Annotated in this window: 15 protein-coding genes; 10 read left to right on the forward strand and 5 right to left on the reverse strand. The window is 72.2% G+C overall.

Features of this window, described 5'->3' with window-relative positions; translation table 11 throughout:
• Nucleotides 1-26: 26 nt before the first annotated feature.
• From ABT127_RS10365 to ABT127_RS10380, 4 genes are all read left to right on the forward strand, one after another.
• Entirely contained in the window at nt 27-1,748 is a 1,722-nt protein-coding gene (locus tag ABT127_RS10365) for an MFS transporter (protein WP_351446683.1), read from the forward strand.
• A 259-nt stretch (nt 1,749-2,007) separates the two neighbouring features.
• Entirely contained in the window at nt 2,008-4,338 is a 2,331-nt protein-coding gene (locus ABT127_RS10370) for an AbfB domain-containing protein (protein ID WP_351446685.1), read from the forward strand.
• 91 nt (nt 4,339-4,429) lie between these two features.
• A complete protein-coding gene (locus ABT127_RS10375; RefSeq protein WP_351446687.1) occupies nt 4,430-7,336 on the forward strand; it encodes an alpha-glucuronidase family glycosyl hydrolase in 2,907 nt (968 codons plus the stop codon).
• Nucleotides 7,337-7,552: 216 nt separating this feature from the next.
• Nucleotides 7,553-8,386, forward strand: coding sequence for a PIG-L family deacetylase (locus ABT127_RS10380; RefSeq protein WP_351446690.1), 834 nt, complete (start codon nt 7,553-7,555; stop codon nt 8,384-8,386).
• Between the two features lie 23 nt (nt 8,387-8,409).
• Here the strand turns inward: ABT127_RS10380 and ABT127_RS10385 are convergent, their stop codons facing one another.
• Complete coding sequence (locus ABT127_RS10385) at nt 8,410-8,604, reverse strand: DUF2304 domain-containing protein (RefSeq protein ID WP_111661371.1); 195 nt, start codon at nt 8,602-8,604, stop codon at nt 8,410-8,412.
• A 175-nt stretch (nt 8,605-8,779) separates the two neighbouring features.
• Between ABT127_RS10385 and ABT127_RS10390 the strand changes: the two genes are divergently transcribed.
• The 4 genes from ABT127_RS10390 (at nt 8,780) to ABT127_RS10405 (ending at nt 11,581) form a co-directional block, all read left to right on the forward strand.
• Complete coding sequence (locus ABT127_RS10390) at nt 8,780-9,256, forward strand: hypothetical protein (protein ID WP_351446692.1); 477 nt, start codon at nt 8,780-8,782, stop codon at nt 9,254-9,256.
• 139 nt (nt 9,257-9,395) lie between these two features.
• Nucleotides 9,396-10,127, forward strand: a complete 732-nt coding sequence (locus tag ABT127_RS10395; RefSeq protein ID WP_351446695.1) for a winged helix-turn-helix transcriptional regulator — start codon at nt 9,396-9,398, stop codon at nt 10,125-10,127.
• A 157-nt stretch (nt 10,128-10,284) separates the two neighbouring features.
• The gene (locus ABT127_RS10400; RefSeq protein WP_351446698.1) at nt 10,285-11,337 is read left to right on the forward strand and encodes a glycosyltransferase family 2 protein; all 1,053 of its coding nucleotides are present in this window, start codon (nt 10,285-10,287) and stop codon (nt 11,335-11,337) included.
• 34 nt (nt 11,338-11,371) lie between these two features.
• Nucleotides 11,372-11,581: a hypothetical protein gene (locus tag ABT127_RS10405; RefSeq protein ID WP_351446700.1), complete on the forward strand. Its 210-nt coding sequence runs from the start codon at nt 11,372-11,374 to the stop codon at nt 11,579-11,581.
• Between the two features lie 3 nt (nt 11,582-11,584).
• On the opposite strand, the gene ABT127_RS10410 is transcribed toward ABT127_RS10405, so the two are convergent.
• Together ABT127_RS10410 and ABT127_RS10415 are read right to left on the reverse strand one after the other, a co-directional pair.
• Nucleotides 11,585-14,899, reverse strand: a complete 3,315-nt coding sequence (locus ABT127_RS10410) for a S8 family peptidase (RefSeq protein ID WP_351446702.1) — start codon at nt 14,897-14,899, stop codon at nt 11,585-11,587.
• Nucleotides 14,900-15,020: 121 nt separating this feature from the next.
• Nucleotides 15,021-16,856 (reverse strand): RICIN domain-containing protein, encoded by a 1,836-nt coding sequence (locus tag ABT127_RS10415; RefSeq protein ID WP_351446704.1) that lies wholly within the window; start codon nt 16,854-16,856, stop codon nt 15,021-15,023.
• Nucleotides 16,857-17,080: 224 nt separating this feature from the next.
• On the opposite strand from ABT127_RS10415, the gene ABT127_RS10420 reads away from it, so the two are divergent.
• The gene (locus ABT127_RS10420) at nt 17,081-18,346 is read left to right on the forward strand and encodes an ROK family protein (RefSeq protein ID WP_351446707.1); all 1,266 of its coding nucleotides are present in this window, start codon (nt 17,081-17,083) and stop codon (nt 18,344-18,346) included.
• 9 nt (nt 18,347-18,355) lie between these two features.
• On the opposite strand, the gene ABT127_RS10425 is transcribed toward ABT127_RS10420, so the two are convergent.
• On the reverse strand, nt 18,356-19,270 hold the full coding sequence (locus ABT127_RS10425; protein ID WP_351446709.1) for a helix-turn-helix transcriptional regulator: 915 nt from the start codon (nt 19,268-19,270) through the stop codon (nt 18,356-18,358).
• Between the two features lie 153 nt (nt 19,271-19,423).
• The gene (locus tag ABT127_RS10430) at nt 19,424-20,146 is read right to left on the reverse strand and encodes a GAF and ANTAR domain-containing protein (RefSeq protein ID WP_351446712.1); all 723 of its coding nucleotides are present in this window, start codon (nt 20,144-20,146) and stop codon (nt 19,424-19,426) included.
• 256 nt (nt 20,147-20,402) lie between these two features.
• Between ABT127_RS10430 and ABT127_RS10435 the strand changes: the two genes are divergently transcribed.
• Complete coding sequence (locus tag ABT127_RS10435; protein WP_351446715.1) at nt 20,403-20,771, forward strand: DoxX-related protein; 369 nt, start codon at nt 20,403-20,405, stop codon at nt 20,769-20,771.
• The last annotated feature ends 22 nt before the right edge of the window (nt 20,772-20,793 follow it).

The following is a 20,793-nucleotide window of genomic DNA, read 5'->3' on the forward strand; positions in this document are numbered from 1 at the left end:
CCGCCCCGACGGAAGAGGAAGTGGTCATGAGCACACCGCACCACCGGGCCGCGAGCCCGTTCAAGCAGCCCAAGGCCGTCTGGGCCGTGGCGTTCGCCTGCGTGGTCTCGTTCATGGGCATCGGACTGGTGGATCCGATCCTGCCGGCCCTCGCCGGCAGCCTGAACGCCTCGCCCAGCCAGGTGTCGCTGCTGTTCAGCAGCTATCTGATCGTCACCGCCGTCGCCATGATCTTCGTCGGCTGGATATCCAGCCGGATCGGCGCCAAGCGCACCCTGGTCATCGGCCTGGCCGTGATCGTCGTCTTCGCCGCGCTGGCCGGCTCGTCCGGTTCGATCAACGGCATCGTCGGCTTCCGCGCGGGCTGGGGCCTCGGCAACGCGATGTTCATCGCGACGTCCCTGGCCGTGATCGTCGCCTCCGCCAGCGGCGGTTTCGGCGGCGCGATCATCCTCTACGAGACCGCCCTCGGCCTGGGCATCGCCGTCGGCCCGCTCCTGGGCGGTCTGCTCGGTGACGTCAGCTGGCGCGGCCCCTTCTACGGCGTCGCCGTCCTCATGGCCGTCGCCCTCGTCGCGACCGTCACCCTCGTCCCCGAGACCCCCCGCCCCGAACGGCCGACCTCACCGATCGCGCCCCTCAAGGCCCTGCGCCACCGCAGCCTGCTGACGATGGGCATCGTCGCGCTGATGTACAACTGGGGCTTCTTCACGATGCTGGGCTACGCGCCCTACCCCATGGAGCTCGACGCCCTCCGGCTCGGGCTGGTCTTCACCGGCTGGGGTCTACTGGTCGCCGCCTTCAGCGTGTTCGGCGCCCCGCGTCTCCAGGCCCGCTTCGGCACGGCTCCGACCCTGTACGCCAATCTCGCCGCCCTGGGCGTGATAGTGGCGGTGATCGCCATATGGGTGGACACCCCGGCCGTGGTCGTCGTGGCCGTCATCGTCAGCGGCGCCTGCATCGGCATCAACAACACCCTCACGACCCAGGCCGTCATGCTGGTGGCGCCGGTCGAACGGCCCGTGGCGTCCTCCGCCTACGGCTTCCTCCGCTTCATCGGCGGCGGCATCGCCCCCTACGTGGCGGGCAGGCTGGCCGACGCCGCGGGGCTGAGCCTCCCCTTCGCCGTGGGCGCCGCGTCCTTCCTGCTCGCGATCCCCGTGCTGGCGACCGGCCACACGATGCTGCGCAGGGCGGAGTCCGGCCTCGCGGAGGAGGAACCGGTCGCGCCGTCCTTCACGACGATCGGAGCTCCCGTCCCGGCCGGCTCCCCGCGGGTGATCGTCGCCGTCGGGGACCACGAGCGGGCCGACGGCATCGTGGAGGCAGCCGCCCGCATCGCCGCCGACGGCGGCAGCGTCCTCGAAGTGGTTCATGTGCAGGAGACGGCCGTCGTGGAGGGGCAGGCCGCCGAGACCGAGACGGCCGGCCGGGCCCGTGCCACGGTGACCGCCCATCTCGCCCGGGCCGCCGCCCACGGAGTCACCGCCCACGGCCAGGTCCTCACCGGCATCGGCGACCACGCGGCCGCCGGACGGGCCCTCGCCCGGCACGCGGAGCGCGTGAACGCCCGTACCGTCGTCATCGGCCGTTCCCCGCGGGGCGCGCTCGCGCAGTTCGCGGACGGCAGCTTCACCACCGCGCTCACGCACGCGGCCCACTGCTCCGTCCTCGTCGTCGGTGAGGACCATCAGCCCAGGCCGCTGACCAGCGCCGAGCTGGCGGAGCTGCGGACCGGCAGGGCCTGAGTCCACCGGTCGACAGGGGTCCGGGCGTCCCTGCCCGGGCCCCTGTTCATCGATGTACGGCGATCATGGTCCGAACTGCCGCAGCCCCGCCAACTGTCGGGGCAAATGGGCCGATTCGCCGCCCGTGCGGGACCGGTGGGGCCGGAGAAGAAGTTCTGACGCGGAGTCTGTACAGCCGACTTACAGCGTTGTAAAAGGCAGGGGCAGCACTACGGGAACACGACTGCCACTCCGACAACTCCGCCGAAGGAGCACCCCCATGCCCTTGCGCCCCACCGGCTTAAGACCCGCCGGTATTCTGCTGGCCGTTCTCGCCCTCTTCCTGGGCGGCGTCACGATGCTGGCCCCTGCGGCCGTGGCGGCACCCACCGCCTGGAGCCCCAAACCCGCGCCCATGACGACCCCGTGGACCGCTCAGGTCTCCCGGGACAATCCGCTGCCGGAGTATCCGCGGCCGCAGCTGACCCGGCCCGACTGGGCCAATCTCAACGGCATCTGGGACTTCGCCGTCACCGGGAGGGACGCGGGGCAGCCGGCGTCCTTCACCGACCAGATCCGGGTGCCGTTCGTCGCGGAGTCCGCGCTCTCCGGCATCCAGCGCAAGATCACCGAGAACGACAAGCTCTGGTACAAGCGCACGTTCACGGTGCCGGCGGGCTGGAACGGCCGCCGGGTCCAGCTCAACTTCGGCGCGAGTGACTGGCGTACGACGGTGTGGGTCAACGGCCAGCAGGCCGGAGCGGTCCACAGCGGCGGCTACGACGCGTTCGGCTACGACATCACGCCCCTGCTCAACGGTGGCACCAACACCATCGTCGTCTCGGTCTTCGACCCGACCCAGACCGGCGGTCAGGCCGTGGGCAAGCAGCGCATCAACGACGTGACCCCGCACCCCGGCGGCGGCATCTTCTACACGGCGGCGTCCGGCATCTGGCAGACCGTCTGGCTGGAGCCGACCGCGGCGGCCCACGTCACCCGGCTCGACATGGTGCCGCGGCTGTCCGACTCGACGCTGCGGGTCACGGTCCAGGGCGCGGGCGTCAGCGGGCAGAGCGCGCGGGTCACGGTCGGCTCCGGCGGGACGACGGTCGGCACGGCGACGGGCGCGGTCGGCTCGGAGCTGACGGTGAGGATCACCAACCCGCACCTGTGGTCGCCGGACGACCCGTTCCTGTACGACGTGAAGGCCGATCTCCTCTCCGGCTCCACGGTCGTCGACTCCGTGGGCTCGTACACCGGGATGCGGTCGATCTCGCGCGGCACGGTGGGCGGCAAGCAACGCCTGCTGCTCAACGGCAAGTTCGTCTTCCAGACCGGCACCCTCGACCAGGGCTACTGGCCGGACGGCATCTACACCGCGCCCACGGACGACGCCCTCAAGTACGACCTCCAGAAGCACAAGGACCTCGGCTTCAACATGGTCCGCAAGCACATCAAGGTCGAGCCGCAGCGCTGGTTCTACTGGGCCGACAAGCTGGGCCTGCTGGTGTGGCAGGACATGCCCGCGATGGACACCCGCACCCCGGACTCGGCGGCCCGCACCCAGTGGGAGGCGGAGTTCGACCAGATCATCGACGAGCACCGCAGTTCGCCGTCGCTCGTGATGTGGGTCGACGAGAACGAGGGCTGGGGCCAGTACGACCAGGCCCGCATCGCCGACAAGGTGAAGGCGGCCGACCCCTCGCGGCTCGTCGACAACATGAGCGGCATCAACTGCTGCGGCGCGGTCGACGGCGGCAACGGCGACGTGATCGACCATCACGTGTACGTGGGGCCGGGGGTGACGAGCCCGTCCTCGACCCGGGCCGCCGTGCTCGGTGAGTACGGCGGCCTCGGCCTGCGGGTGTCGGGCCACGAGTGGTCGCCCGGCAACGGCTTCAGTTACGAGGACCAGGCCGACACCGCACACCTGAACAACCGGTTCGTCGGACTCATCGACGCGCTGCGCCTGCAACAGATGCCGGCCGGTCTTTCGGCCTCCGTGTACACGGAGATCACCGATGTCGAGAACGAGGTCAACGGCCTCCTGACGTACGACCGTCAGGTGGTCAAGGTCGACGCGGCGCGGGTCAAGGCCGCCAACCAGGCCCTGATCGCCGCCTCCGCGAACCCGGCGGGGCCGACGACGCTGCCCACCGGCCTGAAGTCGCTGCGGGTCACCACTCCCGGCTACACCGACCGCTACATCCGCCACCGGGACGCCCTCGCCTACACGGAGGTCGTCAACTCCGCCAGCAGCGATCTGCTGAAGAACGACGCCACCTGGCGGGTCGTGCCGGGGCTCTCCGACAGCTCCTGCTACTCGTTCGAGTCCCGCAACTACCCGGGCGAGTACCTGCGCCACCGCGAGTTCCGGGTGCACCGGGAGGCCGGTGACGGCTCGGCCCTGTTCAAGGCGGACGCCACGTTCTGCGCGGTGCCCGGGCAGGGCGGTGTCCGGCTGATGGCGCAGAACTATCCGGGCCAGTACCTGCGGCACTACAACTCCGAGGTCTACCTGGCCGTACCGGGCGGGTCCCGGGCCGCGGACAACCCGTCGCTGTTCACCGAGGACACGACGTGGTCCGTGGAGGCGCCCTGGGCGCCCTGACCCCGCGGGGACACGCAGGCGCCGGACCCCGGTCCGGCGCCTGCGCACGCCCCGCGAACGCACGCCTTCTCCAACGATGGAAGTGAACGTCATGAGTTCAGGAATACGGCGCCGCAGCGTCCTGTCCGCGGCCGCGCTGGGCGGCGCGGCCGGTTCGCTCGGCCTGTCCGCGCCCGCGTCGGCACGACCGCGCACGGCGGCTGCCGCACTGCCCGCCGAGGACGGGTACGACCTGTGGCTGCGCTATCCCCAGGTGGCCGACGCCTCTCGACTCACCCACTACCGCGATGTGCTCGAGGACCTGGTCTGGCAGGGCGGCGGTCCTCTCCAGCGCTCGGCCGTCGAGGAGTTGACCCGCGGTCTGTCCGGGCTGCTCGGCCGCCGGGTGACGGCGCGCGGCACCGCCCCGTCGGGCCCGGCCCTCGTGGTGGGCACCCCCGCGAGCTCCGCACTGGTCCGCGCGCTGGTGCCGGACGCCGACCTGGCCGGTCTCGGCGACGAGGGGTACGTCGTGCGCCGGGTCATCCGGGACGGCAGCACCCGCATCGTCGTGGCGGCCCCCGCCGACCGCGGGGTGCTCTACGGCGCCTTCCATCTGCTGCGCCTCGTCCAGACCGGGCAGCGGCTGGACCGCGTCGACATCACGGAGCACCCCGCCGCGCCGCTGCGGGTGGCCGACCACTGGGACAACATCGACGGGTCGATCGAGCGCGGCTACGCGGGCCGGTCGTTCTTCGACTGGGAGGAGCTGCCCCGGCTCGACGAGCGGTACACGGACTACGCGCGCGTGCTCGGCTCGCTCGGCATCAACGCCGCCGTGATCAACAACGTCAACACGCCCTCGGACTACCTCGCCGAGCCCTTCCTGACCAAGCTGGCCGCGCTCGCCGGAGTGCTCCGCCGGTGGGGCGTGACGCTGTACGTCACGGCGAACTTCGCGGCGCCCATCGACCTGGGCGGCCTGAAGACCGCCGACCCGTTCGACGCGGGCGTGCGCGACTGGTGGGCGAAGAAGGCCGCGGAGATCTACGACAGGATCGAGGACTTCGGCGGCTTCCTGGTCAAGGCCAACTCGGAAGGGCGGCCCGGCCCGCTGGACTACAAGCGCACCCACGCCGACGGGGCCAACCTGCTGGCGGACGCGGTGCGGCCGTACGGCGGCGTCGTGATGTGGCGGGCCTTCGTGCACGACACGGACGCGGCGTGGGACCGCCAGGGCTACCTCGACTTCACGCCCCTCGACGGGAAGTTCGCCGACAACGCCGTCGTGCAGATCAAGAACGGGCCGATCGACTTCCAGGTCCGCGAGCCCGCGCACCCGCTGTTCGGCTCGCTGCCGCACACCAACTCGATGATCGAGCTCCAGGTGACGCAGGAGTACACCGGACACGCCACCCACCTGTGCTACCTCGTCCCGCAGTGGAAGGAGGTCCTGGACTTCGACACCCTGAAGGCGGGCGAGGGCAGCACCGTGGCCGGGGTCGTGACCGGCAAGGTGCACCCGTACACGCACCACGGGTTCGCCGGGGTGATGAACGTCGGCGACGCCCGCAACTGGACGGGCTCCCACCTCGCCGCCGCCAACACCCACGGCTACGGACGCCTCGCGTGGAACCCGGACCTGTCGGCCGCGCAACTGGCCGACGAGTGGACCCGGATGACGTTCGGCAACGACCCGGACGTGGTCGGAACCGTCTCCGCGCTGCTCCTCGGTTCCTGGCGCACGTACGAGGACTACACGTCACCGCTGGGCACGGGGTACCTCACGCACCCGCCGGACGGCTCGGTGACCGGGCACTTCGACCCCAGCCCGACCACGACCACCCAGTTCCACAGGTCGGACCGCACGGGCATCGGCTACGACCGCACCGTGGCGACCGGCGACGGGTACCCCGCGCTGTACGCGCCCGCGATCCGCGACGCGTACGAGTCCCTGGAGCGCTGCCCGGAGGAACTGCTGCTGTTCCTGCACCACGTCCCGTACACCCACCGCCTGGCCGCCGGGGACACCGTCATCCAGCGCATCTACGACACGCACTTCGACGGCGCGGCCCGGGTGGCGGACATGCGGGCCGACTGGGACGCGCTGCGCCGCCGGGTCGACCACCGGCGGCTCACCGAGGTGTCCCGGCTGTTCGGGGAGCAGAGCGACCGGGCCGCCGAGTGGCGGGACACGCTGGTCGCCTACTGGTTCGAGCTGAGCCGGATCCGCGACGAGCGGCGCAGCTGGCTCCAGGCGGTCGTCGCCCCGGCGGACACGGTGCTGCTGGGCGGCGAGCGCAACGAGCTGCCCGTGCAGATCGTCAACGCGACCGGCTCCGGGCTGCGCACGGTGACCGGGCTCGACGTGCCCGAGGGCTGGCGGGCCGAGGAGGCGACCGGGTACGTGGACTCCGGGAGGGACATCACGGTCGCGCTGCCCGTCGTGCCTCCGCCGGCCCCCGCGCTGGCCACGCTGCACGCGCGGCCGCGATCGGGTGCGGTGCGGGTCCTGGACTCCTCGCTGCGCAGCCGGGCGCAGGCGGTGGTCGTGCCGCCCGCCGCCCGCTGTGTGCACGCGCTCGACGCGGGGACCGACGGGTCGCCGGTGGTGACGGACTACGACCGCCTCTCCCCCGCGAGCGTGTGGCGCGCGGGCGCGGCCTTCGGCTGGGTCGGGAACACCCCGGACGCCACCGACACCGGTCTGTTCGACGTGGTCCGCCGCGACTACGTCCGCGACAGCGCCCCGGCCGTGCTCCGTCTGACGCTGCCCGCCGGTCCGTGCACCGCACACCTGCTGACCGGTGATCCCAACACCCTCAACAGGACGCTGGTCGTCCGGGTCGACGGCGTCGAGAAGGCCCGCAGCGAGCAGCTCGACGGCCGTGCGTTCGCCTGGCTCCGGGTGCCGCTGGACGGCGGGTCCGCCGGGCGCGAGGTGGATCTGGAACTGTCGGCGAAGGAGGGCCAGACCTGGCACCTCGGCGCGTGCGTGGTGCTGGCGGACGGCCGGTAGGAACGGGGGCCGTCGACCGGCCCCACGACGCCCCGGGCCCGGGGCGGTGCCGCCGGCGCCGCTCCGGGGCCTGCGGGAGGCACGGTGTCCATGAGCCGCCGGGAAACGCCCACGGCCGGTCCGGCGATCCTCCTGCCGCACACTTGGATGGATGCGTGACGCGACACGCGACGCGTCTCGTGACCCATTACGTGGCTTCTGCAGAAGGACTCTCACATGACTGACCGGCCGTTGACGCTCATGGCTGTGCACGCCCACCCCGACGACGAGGCCACCAGCACCGGCGGAGTCCTCGCGCGGTACGCGGCCGAGGGCATCCGCACGGTTCTGGTGACCTGTACCGACGGGGCCTGCGGTGACGGGCCGGGAGGGGTCAAGCCGGGCGACACGGGCCACGATCCGGCGGCCGTCGCCCGGATGCGCCGTCAGGAACTCGACGCGAGCTGCGAGGTCCTGAAGATCAGCGACCTGGAGACGCTCGACTACGGCGACTCCGGAATGATGGGCTGGCCGAGCAACGACGCCCCCGGAGCCTTCTGGCAGACCCCCGTGGAGACGGGCGCCGCCCGGCTCGCGGAGCTGATGCGGCACTACCGGCCCGATGTGGTCGTCACCTATGACGAGAACGGCTTCTACGGCCACCCCGACCACATTCAGGCCCACCGCATCACGATGGCGGCGCTGCCCATGACCGACCTGACCCCGAAGGTGTACTGGACCACGATGCCCCGGTCGGGGATGCAGCGGTTCGGGGAGATCATGCGCGAGTTCCACCCGGAGATGCCGGAGCCGGATCCCGCCGAGGCCGCCGCGATGGCCGAGATCGGCCTCCCCGACGACGAGATCACGACCTGGGTGGACACCACCGCGTTCAGCGGACAGAAGTTCGACTCGCTGGCCGCGCACGCCAGTCAGGGCGAGAACATCTTCTTCCTGAAGATGGGCAAGGAGCGGTTCGGCGAGTTCATGGGCGTGGAGACCTTCGTCCGGGTCCAGGACACCACCGGCGCGGCCCTTCCCGAGAACGACCTCTTCGCCGGACTGCGCTGACCCGGTACGCCGCCCCCGGCCGGTCACATCAGCGAGCTGATGGCGGTGACCGCGGAGTCGAGCGTCGAGGACACGGCGGACGCCGCCGACGTGCCCGCCAGGTAGAAGCCGAATGCCGCGCCCACCGCGATGTGGGAGAGCTTTCCGCCGCCTTTGCGCAACAGGAAGAACACCGCGCCGATCAGGATGACGATCACGGGCAGGTGCAGGGCGTCCATCGTTCTCACCTCGTGGCCCGGCATGGGAGCGGGCGCACCCCCGCGCGCGCCGGTGGCAGCTTCGTGCCGGGCGCTGCCACAACGGCCAGGCTAGGACCGGTCCGTCGCTCCTGCCACTCGGGTGAACACGGAACGTGAGGGCGGGCCCTTCGGCACACGCCGTAGGGTCCGCCCCATGGACCGACTCGACATCACCCCGGACCGGCTGGCGGGCACCTGGCACATCGTCTGCTCGTCGTTCCCGCTGTGGCAGGGCGACCGGCGCACCGGAGCGACCTTCACCTACGCCCCGCTGACGCGCGACGGCACGGGCCCGCCGCGGATGACCGACGACGTCGCCTATCGCACCCGGAGCGGGCGGCAGCGGCACATCCTCGGCGTCGACACCCGTCTCACGAAACGCCCCGGCTCCGTCTACCGCTGGCGGGGGCGCGGGGTGCTCGCGGCGCTGACGAGCGAATGGGAAGTGCGTGAGATGGGCGCCGACGACGCCTGGGCGGTCATCGTCTTCAGCAAGTCCCTGGTGACGCCGGCCGGAGCGGACGTCGTGGTGCGGGCCGATCGGCTCGCCGACTCGGAGGTGATCGGGGAGGCGCTGGCGGCCGGGGTGCGTCACGAGGCGCCGCCGGTGCCGGAGTGGCGTTCCGCCTAGCCGTCCGGCTCGACCGCAGTGTCCACGGTCCGGCCGCGTCCGGGAGAGCGGTGCGGAGCCTCTCGTGGCGGCGGCCGGGCCGACAGCGCGTCGCCCCGCTCCGCGCGACAGGGCGCCGGGCCCGCCGGAGCATGGGGGCATGGAGGCTTCCTCGTGGGGTGTGCCGGGCCGGGCGCTGCCGCTGATCCTGGTGGCGGCGCCGGTCGACGTGCCCCTGGGCTGGCTGGCCGAGCTGGAGGACCCCCGCTTCTCGTACCGGCTGCAGACCTCGGGCCACGAGGTGGTGCGGGACGTGTACCGCTACCGCCCCGATCTGCTGATCCTCGGGCTGCGGCTGCGCGACCCGGGGCCCTTCGAGGTGCTTCGGCGGGTCCGCGAGATGTCCGAGGAGCTGCGCGTCGTGGCGGTCGACCGGGCGTTCCGGCGGGCCGAGGCGGAGCATGCGCTGGAGAGCGGCGCCGACGACCTGTTCTGGTACGGGATGCCCGACGGGCTGGCCAAGGCGCTGATCATGGCGCGGCTGCGCAGGGCGACCCCGGTGACGCCGTCCGCGCAGCTCATCGAGGACGGCTGGCTCCGGCTGGACCTCGGGGCCCGTGAGGCGACCGTGCAGGGCCGGTTCGTGCCGCTGACGTCGCTGGAGTTCGACCTGCTGCACGTCCTGGCCCGCAACCCCGGGCAGGTGCTCTCCGCCGAGCAGCTGCTGCGCCACGCCTGGCGGTCCCGCCCCGACGGCGATCCGTCCCGGGTGAAGTACGCCGTGCTGCGGCTGCGCCGCGCCGTCACCCGCGCCACGGGCGCCGAGGCCCCCGTCGAGACCGTGCGGGGAGTCGGGTACCGGTACGTCGTGCCCGGCCCGCACCCGGCGTAGGTCCCGGGCCGAACGTCCCCCTCCGCTCTTCGGAGTCCGCTGCAACCGTGCTGCAACCCGCGTGCTCCCGGGCCGCTCCCCCGCGCGTCCATCGTCGTGGACGTCGCCGGGCGATCCGCCGGTGACGGACCCCGGCAGAGCAAGGGACAGCTCGTCAATGACCCTCGTCGCACTCATCCCCGCGCACAACGAACAGGACCGCATCGTCGCCACCCTCGCCGGTCTGTACCGGCAGACGGTGCGCCCGGACCGGATCGTCGTGGTCGCCGACAACTGTACGGACCACACCGCGCGGATCGCCGAACACTGCGGCGCCGAGGTCTTCGTCCCCACCGCCAACGAGGACAAGAAGGCCGGTGCCCTCAACCAGGCCCTCGTCCCCCTGCTGACGGATCTCGACGACGAGGCGCTGGTGCTGGTCCAGGACGCGGACACCGTCCTGAACCCCCGGTTCGTGGAGTGCGCGGTGGAGGCCATGGCGGACGAGACGGTCGGCGCCGTCGGCGGTGTCTTCTACGGGGAGCCGGGCGGCGGTCTCCTCGGCCAGTTGCAGCGCATGGAGTACCAGCGCTACGCCCTGGAGATCCGCCGCAAGGACAACGAGGCCGTGGTGCTGACCGGCACCGGCAGCCTGTTCCGCGCGTCCGTGCTGCGCCAGGTGCGCGAGGCCCGTCTCGACGGCGTCATCGGCGGCGGGGAGGGCTACTACTCGCTGGCCTCGCTCACCGAGGACGACGAGATCACGAAGGCGGTCAAGACGCTCGGCCACCGCACGGTCTCCCCCGACGGCTGCTGGCTGGTCACGGAGGTGATGCCGTCGCTCGGCAAACTGTGGCACCAGCGGCTGCGCTGGCAGCGCGGCGCCCTGGAGAACCTGCGCGACTACGGCTGGACGCCGGTCACCAGGAAGTACTTCTTCCAGCAGTTCATGCTCGGCATCGGTGCCCTGGCCCTCGCCCTGTTCCTCCTGTTCGTGGTCCTGAACCTCACGCTGGTCGGCTGGGCCGGCTTCTCGCCGTTCTGGTCGGCGATCATGATCATCTTCGTCGTCGAACGCACCCTGACCGTGCGCCGCCTGGGCCCGCGGGCCACGCTCCTGGCGCTGCCCCTCGTCCCGGAACTGCTCTACGACCTCTTCCGGCAGGCCGTGTTCGTCCGCTCCCTGTTCGACCTCGCGCTGCGCCGCGAGGCCCATTGGGTCGCCACCTGACCGGCTGCCCCTCCCCCATCCCCCCTTCTTCTCCGTGGAGTTGACCCCTGTGTACGGAAACCCGATCAGCGCCGGAGCGCTCGGCGGCGCCGGCACCGGCGCGCTCGCCATGACCGGCCTCAGCCCGCTCGCCCTGCTGGGCCTCGTCGTCGGATGCTTCACCCTCATCGCCGCGGGCCTCGCCCTGCGCAGTCTCTCCCCCGTCATTTCGGGCCGGGACCGCGGCCCCGGCCCGAACGACTGACGGTCAGCGTCCGCGGAACGCGTTGTGGACGGCGACGGTGGACGTGTTGCCCTGCCGGTCGACGACCTCGGCGCGCAGCGCGACGCCCTTGCCCCTGGCGGGGGCCTTCAGGGACGCCCTGCCGTGCTTCACGGACAGCTTCTGCCAGGTGGCGCCGTCGTCGTACGAGGCCTGCACCGTCAGGGACTTGAGGTTGTCCCCGGCGGCGGCGCCCTGCACCTCGACCGGCACCTTCACGTTCCGGCCCGCCCTGACCGTGGACTCCAGGTCCAGTTCAGGGTGGAAGCGGACCGTCGAGGCGGGGACCGTCTTGTCCCCGTCCTTGGAGCGGAAGGTCCAGCTCGCGTCGATCCGGGTGCCGACCAGAGCGATGTCCTCGCTCCGGGTCGACGTGGTGCTCAGCGTGTACGCGCCGTCCCCGGCGGGCACGGCGAACGACGCGTACTCCACGTCCTCGTCCCTGTCGAAGAGCGTCTCGCCGTCACGGGTGAGCTTGGTGTGCGCCGATTCCACCGTCGTGGAGCCGTCGTGGCCCTGGCCGTCGTCGAACATGCGCAGGAACGCGTACAGGGTGTTGCCGCTGCGCACGATGCCGTCGCTGTCGTCCATCAGCGGGCCGAACACGCCCGTGTTGAAGACCTCCCGGTAGGTGCGACCCGCGCGGTAGGTCTCGAAGGAGACGGTGTGGCGGGATTCCGTCGGCTGCCAGCCGTTGGGCAGCGGCGCGCCGACCTGCTCCGTGCCGAGACTCCACGTGGCCTTGTCGGCGGTCGACAGATAGAGCTTCCTGCTCGTCGGCCCGGGGGTGATCCGGCCCGAGGCGAAGCCGAGCAGGGACCCCTGGACCTCGCCGATCGGGCTCAGCCACACGTCCTTGCCGGGCTTGGCCACGCCGAGCGACGCCGTCACGGCGGCGAGATCGCGCCGCTTCTCGTGGCGGGTGTATCCGGTGGCGAGGCGCTGCACCGGCCCGCCGTACACGAGCGAGTACTGCTTCGCGTCGCCGACGGCGAAGTCGGCGTCCCAGAGCTGCTGGAGGGACCCGTCGGTGATCTCGGGGCCGAGATGGGCGGCGCGCAGGTTCTTGTAGGAGTCCAGCTGCCAGCCCGACTGGAAGTTCGTGTAGCCCTTCTTGACGGCGTAGTACATGTACGCCTGCTCCGCCTTCGCCTTGCCGTCGGGCACGGTGATGTCGACCGGCTCGGCGGTACGCGCGTCGAGGGTGACCTTCTGGTCCTTGTCGACGATCAGCTTGGGCTGGGCGATCCAGTCCGTGCCCTTGGTGGGGTCGGCACGGTCGACGAGGATCACGCCCTGCACGGTGTACTCGCCGGCGGGCAGCCGTACGGTCGTGGAGTCGCTGTTCTCGTCGACGGCGTACTCGGTGCCCGCGGCGTCGCCCGTCAGCGCCTTGACGTAGGTCTGGAAGTGCGCGGCGGCCTTGCCGTCCCTCCCGATGTGGCGCAGGTCGACGGCGTACGAGGCGACTTCACGCTCGACCGCGAAGGCCGTGCGCACGCTCTGGTCCGGGCCGGCCGCCACGACGGCGCCGGAGTACCGGCCGTCGGCGGCCTCGACCCCGGTGTCGGCGGCGACGGTGACGTCGGCCGTCTTCCCGGCGGGCACGGTGACCTTCGCCGGGCTGACCGTGAACATGCCGTCCGGGGCGGTCCTGCCGTTTGCCGACGTGCCGCTCGCGGTGAGGTCGAGGGTGACGTCGGAGGTGCCCGTGTTGCGGTAGGTCAGGGTGCGGCTGACCGGCTGGTCGTCGTCGTGCGGCCAGGCGGCCGTGCCGAAGTTCAGCGAGGTCTGCTCCGCGTACACGCCGGTCCTGATCGCGTGGTCGACCTGGATGCGGCCGGCGCCCTGCTCGAACGCGCCGAACCCGGTGTCCTTGGCGGAGGCGGTGAGCACGCCCTTGAGCTGTGCGGCCTTCCAGTCCGGGTGCTGCTGCTTCAACAGGGCGGCGGATCCGGCGACATGGGGCGTCGCCATGGACGTACCGGAGATGGTGACGTACCCCTCGGGGTTCTCCCCGACCTCCTGGGCGATGGCGCTGCCCGGCGAGGAGGCGGCGGTGATGTCGACGCCCGGCGCCGTCACGTCCGGCTTGATCGCGCCGTCCCCGAGGCGTGGGCCCCGGCTGGAGAAGTCGGCGGTCTTGTCGTCGCTGTCGACGGCGCCGACGGTGAGCGCGCCGTCCGCGGAGCCGGGGGTGCCGACGGTGCCGGCGCCGGGGCCCTCGTTGCCCGCGGCGACGGCGAAGAGGACGCCGTCGCTCTCGCTGTAGTGGTCGACGGTCGCTTCGAGCGGATCGGTGTCCGGGGTGTCGGTGCCGCCCAGGCTCATGTTGACGATGTCGGCGCCCTGCGCGACGGACCAGTCGATACCGGCGATGATGTCCGAGTCGGCGCCGCTGCCGGTGTCGTCGAGGACCTTCGCGGCGACGATGCTCGCGCCGGGCGCGACGCCCTTGTACTTGCCGCCCGACTTCGCGCCGGACCCGGCGATCGTGGACGCGACGTGCGTGCCGTGGCCCTGGTGGTCCACGTCGTCGGCCGAGGTGGAGAAGTTCTTGGCGGCGACGACCTTGCCGGCCAGGTCGGGGTGGTCCGCGTAGACGCCGGTGTCGACGACGGCGACCTTCACGCCCGTGCCGTCGTAGCCCGCCTGCCAGGCCGCGGGGGCGCCGATCTGCGGGACGCTGACGTCGAGCCGGGCCTTGACGGGGGCGTCCAGCCAGACGTGATCGACGCCCTGGGCCGCGGTGGTCCGCGTGACATCGTTGTCCGACCGCGTGAGGGACTTCCACAGGGCGGGCAGGTCGTCGGCGGATGCGGTGAGGGCCTGGGCGTTGAGGGCCTTGAGGCCGCGGTGGACCGTGGCGCCCGTGTCCTGGATGTCGGCGCGGGTGCCGGCGGCGCCGCCCCGGTAGCCGACGATGACCTTGAGCCCGTTCTTGTACAGCTTGCGGGCGGCGGCGGTGTCCAGCTGCTCGATGTCGAAGAGGCGCTTGTCGAGGGTGCCGTCGGAGATCAGCCGCTGGGCTTCGAGGGGGACGACGAGGGACTGCTCGCCGTCGCTCTCGATGTGTACGGGTATGTTCGCGCGGCCGGCGGCCGGGGTGAAGCCGGTGACCTTGCCGTCCGTCACCTGGACGACGTCTCCGGTGATCAGCTGGACGCGGTGCTGCGTGGGCCGCTTCGCGGTCGCGGCGGCGGGACCGGCGGTGGCCGGGACGGCGGCGGTCGCGGTCGCCGCGACGACCGCGGTGGCGGCCAGCGCGACGAGGCCGGGTCTTGTGACGAGTCTGCGCACGGGGTTCCTTCGGTGGAGGCAGGGACGACGGTGGTGCTGGACGCGCGCGGGGTGTCCGGCGCGCGTCCGTCTCGGAGGCGCGCGTCCGGGTGGGGACGCGCGCGGGTACCGCGGGGTGGGGTCAGTGGCGGTGTGCCGACGGCGCGGCGGTGAGGGTGAGGGTCTGTTCGGCGGCGGTGCGGGCGTCGCCGACAGCTCCGCCCGTGGTGTCCTGCCAGGCCCGCACCGGGGTGGTCTCGGCGGTCCTGTCCGGGTCGCCGGAGAGCCCGACGACGAGTCCGCTGTAGCGGTTGACCAGCCGGTACGTTCCGGCCGGTGTCCCGTCGGGGTGGGTGGAGGGGATGACGAACCACTGCTGTCCGACGGTGGGACCGCCGGCGGGCGCGGCGGTCACGGTCGGCCGGGCGCCCCAGGCACGTCCGGCGTCCCCGGTGGCGTCGACGCCGAGCAGACCGCCGGTGGCCGCGTTGGCGACGCGGTACGAACCGTCGTGGTTGCTGGTGAAGACCCAGCGGCTCAGCGCCGAACTCCCGGTGTCCGTACCGGAGGTGGTCCGGGTGCTGCCGGAGACCTGGGAGAGGCGGCGGCCGTCGCCGCTCGCGACGGTGTAGGCCGTGCCCGAGGTGACGGGGGCGGCCGGGCTGTCGGTGTCGATGACCGTCTCGTAGTACTCGCCGTCGGCGCCGTTCGAGCACTGGAAGGAGCAGTAGCTGCGGAAGGTCTTCCCGACGACGGTGGAGCCGGTTCTGTTCACGGAGTCGAGCATCCAGCGGTACCAGGAGCCGGTCCGGTAGTCGCCGGTGTCGCCGAGCAGCCGCCACTTCTGGGTGGCGAGGTCGTCGGTGGCGTAGAAGCGCTGCGGCTCGGTGGAGTCCTGGACGACGGCTTCGGGCTGGCCGATGTACAGGCCCAGATGGGCGTCGTAGGCGATGTTCATCGTCAACAGGTCGGACTTGGCGGTCAGTTCACCTGCCGCCTGCTGCTCGGCCACGGTCCCGGCGTTGTCCGGGTCGTAGTCGTGCTCGACGGCCGCGTACCCGGTGGGGTGGTCGGCGTCGACGGGTTCCATGGTGCTCTCCAGGCCGCCGAGTCCGGGCTGCGACCAGGAGCCGTCGTACCACTTGCGCCACGAACCCGGCGCCATCTTGGCCGACATGGGGGCGCGGGCCACGTGCGCCAGGCTGCCGTCGGTCCAGCCGCCGGGGACGCCGCCCTTCGGGATCACACGGGAGTTGTAGTAGACGTAGAAGTAGCCGGACGCGGTGTCCACGAACAGCCGGGGGTCGCCGTCGCCGTAGGAGTAGGTCTCGTGCGGGAAGGCGGCGTCGTCGCCCCTGCGGGTGCTGTACGGCGAGGTGAGGACGTGGCTCTTGATGTCCCACGTCCTCCCCCGGTCGGTCGAGAGGGCGTAGTCGATCGCGTCGTAGTGCAGCCCGTCGTCGAACGGGCTCGGCGTGAACTCGTTGTGGACGAGGCCGTACCAGTCGCCCGTGTCGGGATCGACCCAGACGCCCATCAGGTCGCAGTAGTTCTTCCGCGCGTAGGACGACGTGTCCGGGGCGGGCGTGGCCTCACGGCCGGTGGGGCTGTTGTCGCAGCGCCAGGTGGTGTCGTCGTTGCGGTCGTCCGGGTTCGCCGGGTTCACGGCGTCGCTCAGGACGGCGTCCCGGGTCGCCGAGTCGAAGTCCGCGCCCCGGTAGAAGGTCCATTCACGGGGGTCGTCGGCGCCGTACAGGGCGTGGGCGGACTGATAGTGGAACGAGCCGTCCCTGTCGATGTACGGGGACGCGGGGCTGTCGTCCGGGTTGCCCCACCCGCCCTTGGCCCCGACGGAGACGGTGTAGCCGGGGTCGGCGGCGGACGCCGGTCCGCCGGAGAGCACGCCGAGCAGCATCGCGCTCGCGGCGGCCAGCGCACAGACGGCCTTGGTTCTGGGACGACCGGGACGAACGGACACAACTGCTCCTCTGACCGTGGGGGGTTGGCCGAGCGTGCACCACGTGGCGTGATTTAGTTCGACTAGAATCCGAACTAATGCAGATGCTGTCAAGCGATCCAGGGGACCGCGTCGAGATCCCCTCAGCCCCCTCAACCGGAGAGCCGGGCACGCGACTTGTCATCATGGGAGCGACGGCTCTCGCACCGGCCGCGGCCGGCGGAAGGAACACGGGTGAGCACGAAGTGACCGATCTCGGTACGGCGACGGCATCGCACGCCGCGCCCATGGATGCCTCCGGCACCCGGGACCGGGCCTCGATCCGGCGCACGAACCTCGGCGCGGTGCTGGAGCTGCTGCGCGACAACGGCCCGCGTTCCCGCGCGCAGATCGCCGCCGACACCGGACTGCCGAAGCCGACGGTGACCAGTCTCGTCGCCGAACTCGTCGGCCTGGACCTGGTCCGCGAGGGGCCCGCGCAGCGGGAGGGGGCCGTGGGCCGCCCGGGCACGCTGGTGCATCTGGACGGCGGCGGCCTCTGCGGTGTCGGCGTGGAGATCAGCACGAGCTACGTCCATGTGCTCGCCCTGGCGCTCGACGGCAGCCAGGTCCACGCGCACCGGGTGCCGCTGGCGGTCAGGGACGAAGGGCCGGACGCCGTACTGGACTTGACGGCACGTCATGTCGCGGACTGTCTTGCTTCCCTGGAGCGCGAGGGGTGGCGTCCGGTGGGCCTCACGCTCGCGGTGCCGGGTGTCGTCGACAGCGCGTCGGCCACCGTGACCTTCGCCCCGGGCATCGGCTGGCGCGACGTCCCCGTGGCCGACGCGCTGCGGGCGCGCCTCCAGCGGGCCGGGACGGGGACGCTGCCGCCGATCGCCCTGGACAACGACGCCAAGCTGGCCGCGCTGGCCGAGTACGCGCGGGTCCGCGGCTCCGGCGTCCGCGACATGCTCTCCCTGACCGGGGAGCGCGGCATCGGGGCCGGCATCGTCAACGACGGGCGGCTGCTGCGCGGTGCCGACGGATTCGCCGGCGAGGTCGGCCACATGCCCCTCGACCCGGCCCGCGATCCGTGCGTCTGCGGCCGGCACGGCTGCTGGGAGACCATGGTCGGCCTGGACGCCATCCTGCGGCTCGCGGCTCGCGGCAGCGATCCCCTGCACGATCCCGACGTCGCCCTGGAGGACCGCCTGGCGGACCTGCGCCACCGCGCCGAGGCGGGCGACCCGCGCACCCTGGAGGCGCTGGACCGGGTGGCGCACGACCTGGGCCTCGGCCTGGCGCTGCTGGCCGACGTCCTCAACCCCCGGCTGATCGTCCTGGGCGGCTACTTCACGTACATCGGCGACCTGTTCCTCGACCGGCTGCGCGCCATGCTGCGTACGCGCGTGATGGCGCCCCGGGCGGGCGGCTGCGAAGTCCGCCTGTCCGCACTGGGGTTCGCGGCGGCGGCACACGGAGGGGCACACCTCGCGCTCGACGCCGTCTATCTGCGGCCCGTCCCCTAGGGCGTGTGCTCAGCCGTGCAGCGTGTCCCGCGGCGAGCGGCCGTACTCGGCGCGGTAGGCGGCCGAGAAGCGGCTCGTGTGGAGGAAGCCCCACTGGGCGGCGATCCCGGTGACGGTGGCGCCGTCCAGCGGGTCCGCGGCCCTGAGCGCGGCGTGGACGTGTGCGAGGCGCACGCGGCGCAGGTGGGCCATGGGTGTGGTGCCCAGGTGTCGGCGGAAGGCGTACTGGAGGGCGCGGGGCGTGACCTGGGCGGCTTCGGCGATGTCGGCGAGGCCGATGTCGGTGTGCGCGTGATCGTCGATGTAGGCGGTGGCGCGGACGGCCGTCGAACGGGTGGCGTCCCGGGTGTCGGCCAGGAGCGGTTCGTGGCCGACCACCGTGTTGGGGAACACCTGGAGGACCGCGTTCGCCAGCAGGTCCGCCAGGGGGCCGATGATCAGCGGGACGTCGTCGGCCCCGAGGTCGCACACGCTGCGCGCGTAGGCACGGACGCGGTCCCAGTGCGCGGCGAGCCGGTGGTCGGCCGGGGCGTGCCGCGTGAACCGCAGCGGGCGGCCGCCGCGGGGGGCGACGGCGGCCACGGCCCGCGCGAGGAGTTCTCCGGGCAGGGTGACGGCGGACGCGTACAGGTCCACCGAGGCCCCGGAGCAGGGCCGCCCCGGCACATGGCCGAGGAAGCTGTCGCCCGCCGCGAAGGTGCCCTGTTCGCGCCCGAGGGTGCGCTGGACCCGGCCGCCCGCGACGCGCACGACGACCAGATCGCTCTGGGGTTCCTTGGTGAAGGCCAGCGGGGCGGGCAGGACCATCTCCCGGTACGCGAAGCGTCCGGCGTCGAAGTGCCGGATGACGTACGCCCCGCCCCGGGGCACGTCCTGCGCGCTGAACTCCCGCCCGAAGGCGGCACGCATCAGACCCCGCGCCACGTCCCCCGATTGTGTACGTGCCTCGACCGGCCCCACAGGCTTGCCGCTCACCAGCTCGACCCCAATCGAGCGCGGTCCGCTCACGCATACCGTCGTATGGACATCTGTCCTACACGGTAGTGCGACGGCCGGGAGCGACGCAGGGATTTTGCCTCACAGCGCGTGGAGGTCCGCGCGCCCCTCGGTGATGTCCGCGGCTATCTCCGTGATCTTGCGCCGGTGCGCACGGGCGTAGTTCCGCAGGAGGGTGAACGCCTCGTCGACGGTGACGTTGCGTCGGACCGACAGCACCCCCTTGGCCTGCTCGATGACGATCCTGCTGGTCAGCGCGTGCTCCAACTGCCCCACCAGATCGCGGTTCTGCTGCACCGCGCGCACCAGGGACAGCAGGTCGGCCCCCATCCCGGCAAAGGCGCGCGCCCGGGTCAGCGCCGGCTCGCCCAGGGAGAAGCCCGGGCCGCCGTGCAGGACGAGCGCTCCGACCGTGGCGTCGCCGTCGGCCAGGGGCAGCGCCGTGACTCGGGCGAGCCCGAGGGCCTGGGCGCGCGGCACCCAGCGGGGCCAGCGCACGCGGGCCGGACGGCCCGTCACGTCGAGGTCGATGAGCGGGCGGCCTGCCGTACGTGCCTCGTAGCCGGGGCCCTCTCCCCAGGCGGCGGCGTCGGCCGTGAGCGCGCGCAGTCCCGTGCTGGTCCCCTCGGTCCGCACCTCCACGTCACCGGGCGGCACGTACTGCACCCCTGCCCCCTGCGTGCCGACCAGTCGGCGGACACTCTCGACGAACGCGGCGAGGAGCCTGCCCACGTCGAGCGGCTCGGTGCCGGCCTCGTCCGTCAAACGCACGGCCAGTGCCGCCAGTTCCATGTCCGTCACCATCACGACTACCTCTCAGGCGCACCCCTGGGCACGCAACCGGCATCAAAAGACCTGAGCCGCGAAAACGCTCCCCCTCCCCCCATCTTCTCCACCGGCACCTCCTCACGCAGCCCGCAAAACGAAGGACCCACCAGGCGGGCCGGGAAACAGTCCGGAAAACGAAGCGCTTCCGTCCAAAACCCGGCGGGGAACTCGACTTTCTTACTTACCGGTAAGTAAGATCGCTGGTCCGTCGCTGCCGTCCCTGGAGGCTCCTTTGCGCCGCGCACCTTCCCACCAGCTCCTCGCCGGCCTGCTCGCCGGGGCGGGGGTCGCCCACTTCCTGCTGCCGAAGCCGTTCGACGCGATGGTGCCGCGCTCGCTGCCCGGCACACCGCGCGCCTGGACCCGTGCCAGTGGTGCCGTGGAACTGGCGCTGGCGGCTGGTGTAGCGCTTCCGCGGACCCGGGCCCGCGCCGCCACCGCCGCGGCCGCGTTCTTCGTCGCGGTCGTGCCCGCGAACATCAAGATGGCCGCCGACTGGAACGAGCGGCCCGCCCCGCTCAGGAACGCGGCGCGGGCCCGGGTGCCGCTTCAGGTTCCGCTGGTGCTGTGGGCGCGCAAGGTCGCGCGCGACGCGGCTTGACAGGCCCCTGAGCCGGGCCCGC

The sequence above is a fragment of the Streptomyces sp. NPDC001904 genome (assembly GCF_040297005.1).
Lineage (GTDB): Bacteria > Actinomycetota > Actinomycetes > Streptomycetales > Streptomycetaceae > Streptomyces.

Bases quoted from the DNA above. Each gene is read 5' to 3' on its own strand.
- ABT127_RS10365 (WP_351446683.1), top strand. From the start codon at position 27: ATGAGCACACCGCACCACCGGGCCGCGAGCCCGTTCAAGCAGCCCAAG.
- ABT127_RS10385 (WP_111661371.1), bottom strand. From the start codon at position 8,604: ATGGACGCCCTGCACCTGCCCGTGATCGTCATCCTGATCGGCGCGGTG.
- ABT127_RS10430 (WP_351446712.1), bottom strand. From the start codon at position 20,146: ATGGTGACGGACATGGAACTGGCGGCACTGGCCGTGCGTTTGACGGAC.
- ABT127_RS10400 (WP_351446698.1), top strand. From the start codon at position 10,285: ATGACCCTCGTCGCACTCATCCCCGCGCACAACGAACAGGACCGCATC.
- ABT127_RS10375 (WP_351446687.1), top strand. From the start codon at position 4,430: ATGAGTTCAGGAATACGGCGCCGCAGCGTCCTGTCCGCGGCCGCGCTG.
- ABT127_RS10380 (WP_351446690.1), top strand. From the start codon at position 7,553: ATGACTGACCGGCCGTTGACGCTCATGGCTGTGCACGCCCACCCCGAC.
- ABT127_RS10390 (WP_351446692.1), top strand. From the start codon at position 8,780: ATGGACCGACTCGACATCACCCCGGACCGGCTGGCGGGCACCTGGCAC.
- ABT127_RS10395 (WP_351446695.1), top strand. From the start codon at position 9,396: ATGGAGGCTTCCTCGTGGGGTGTGCCGGGCCGGGCGCTGCCGCTGATC.
- ABT127_RS10370 (WP_351446685.1), top strand. From the start codon at position 2,008: ATGCCCTTGCGCCCCACCGGCTTAAGACCCGCCGGTATTCTGCTGGCC.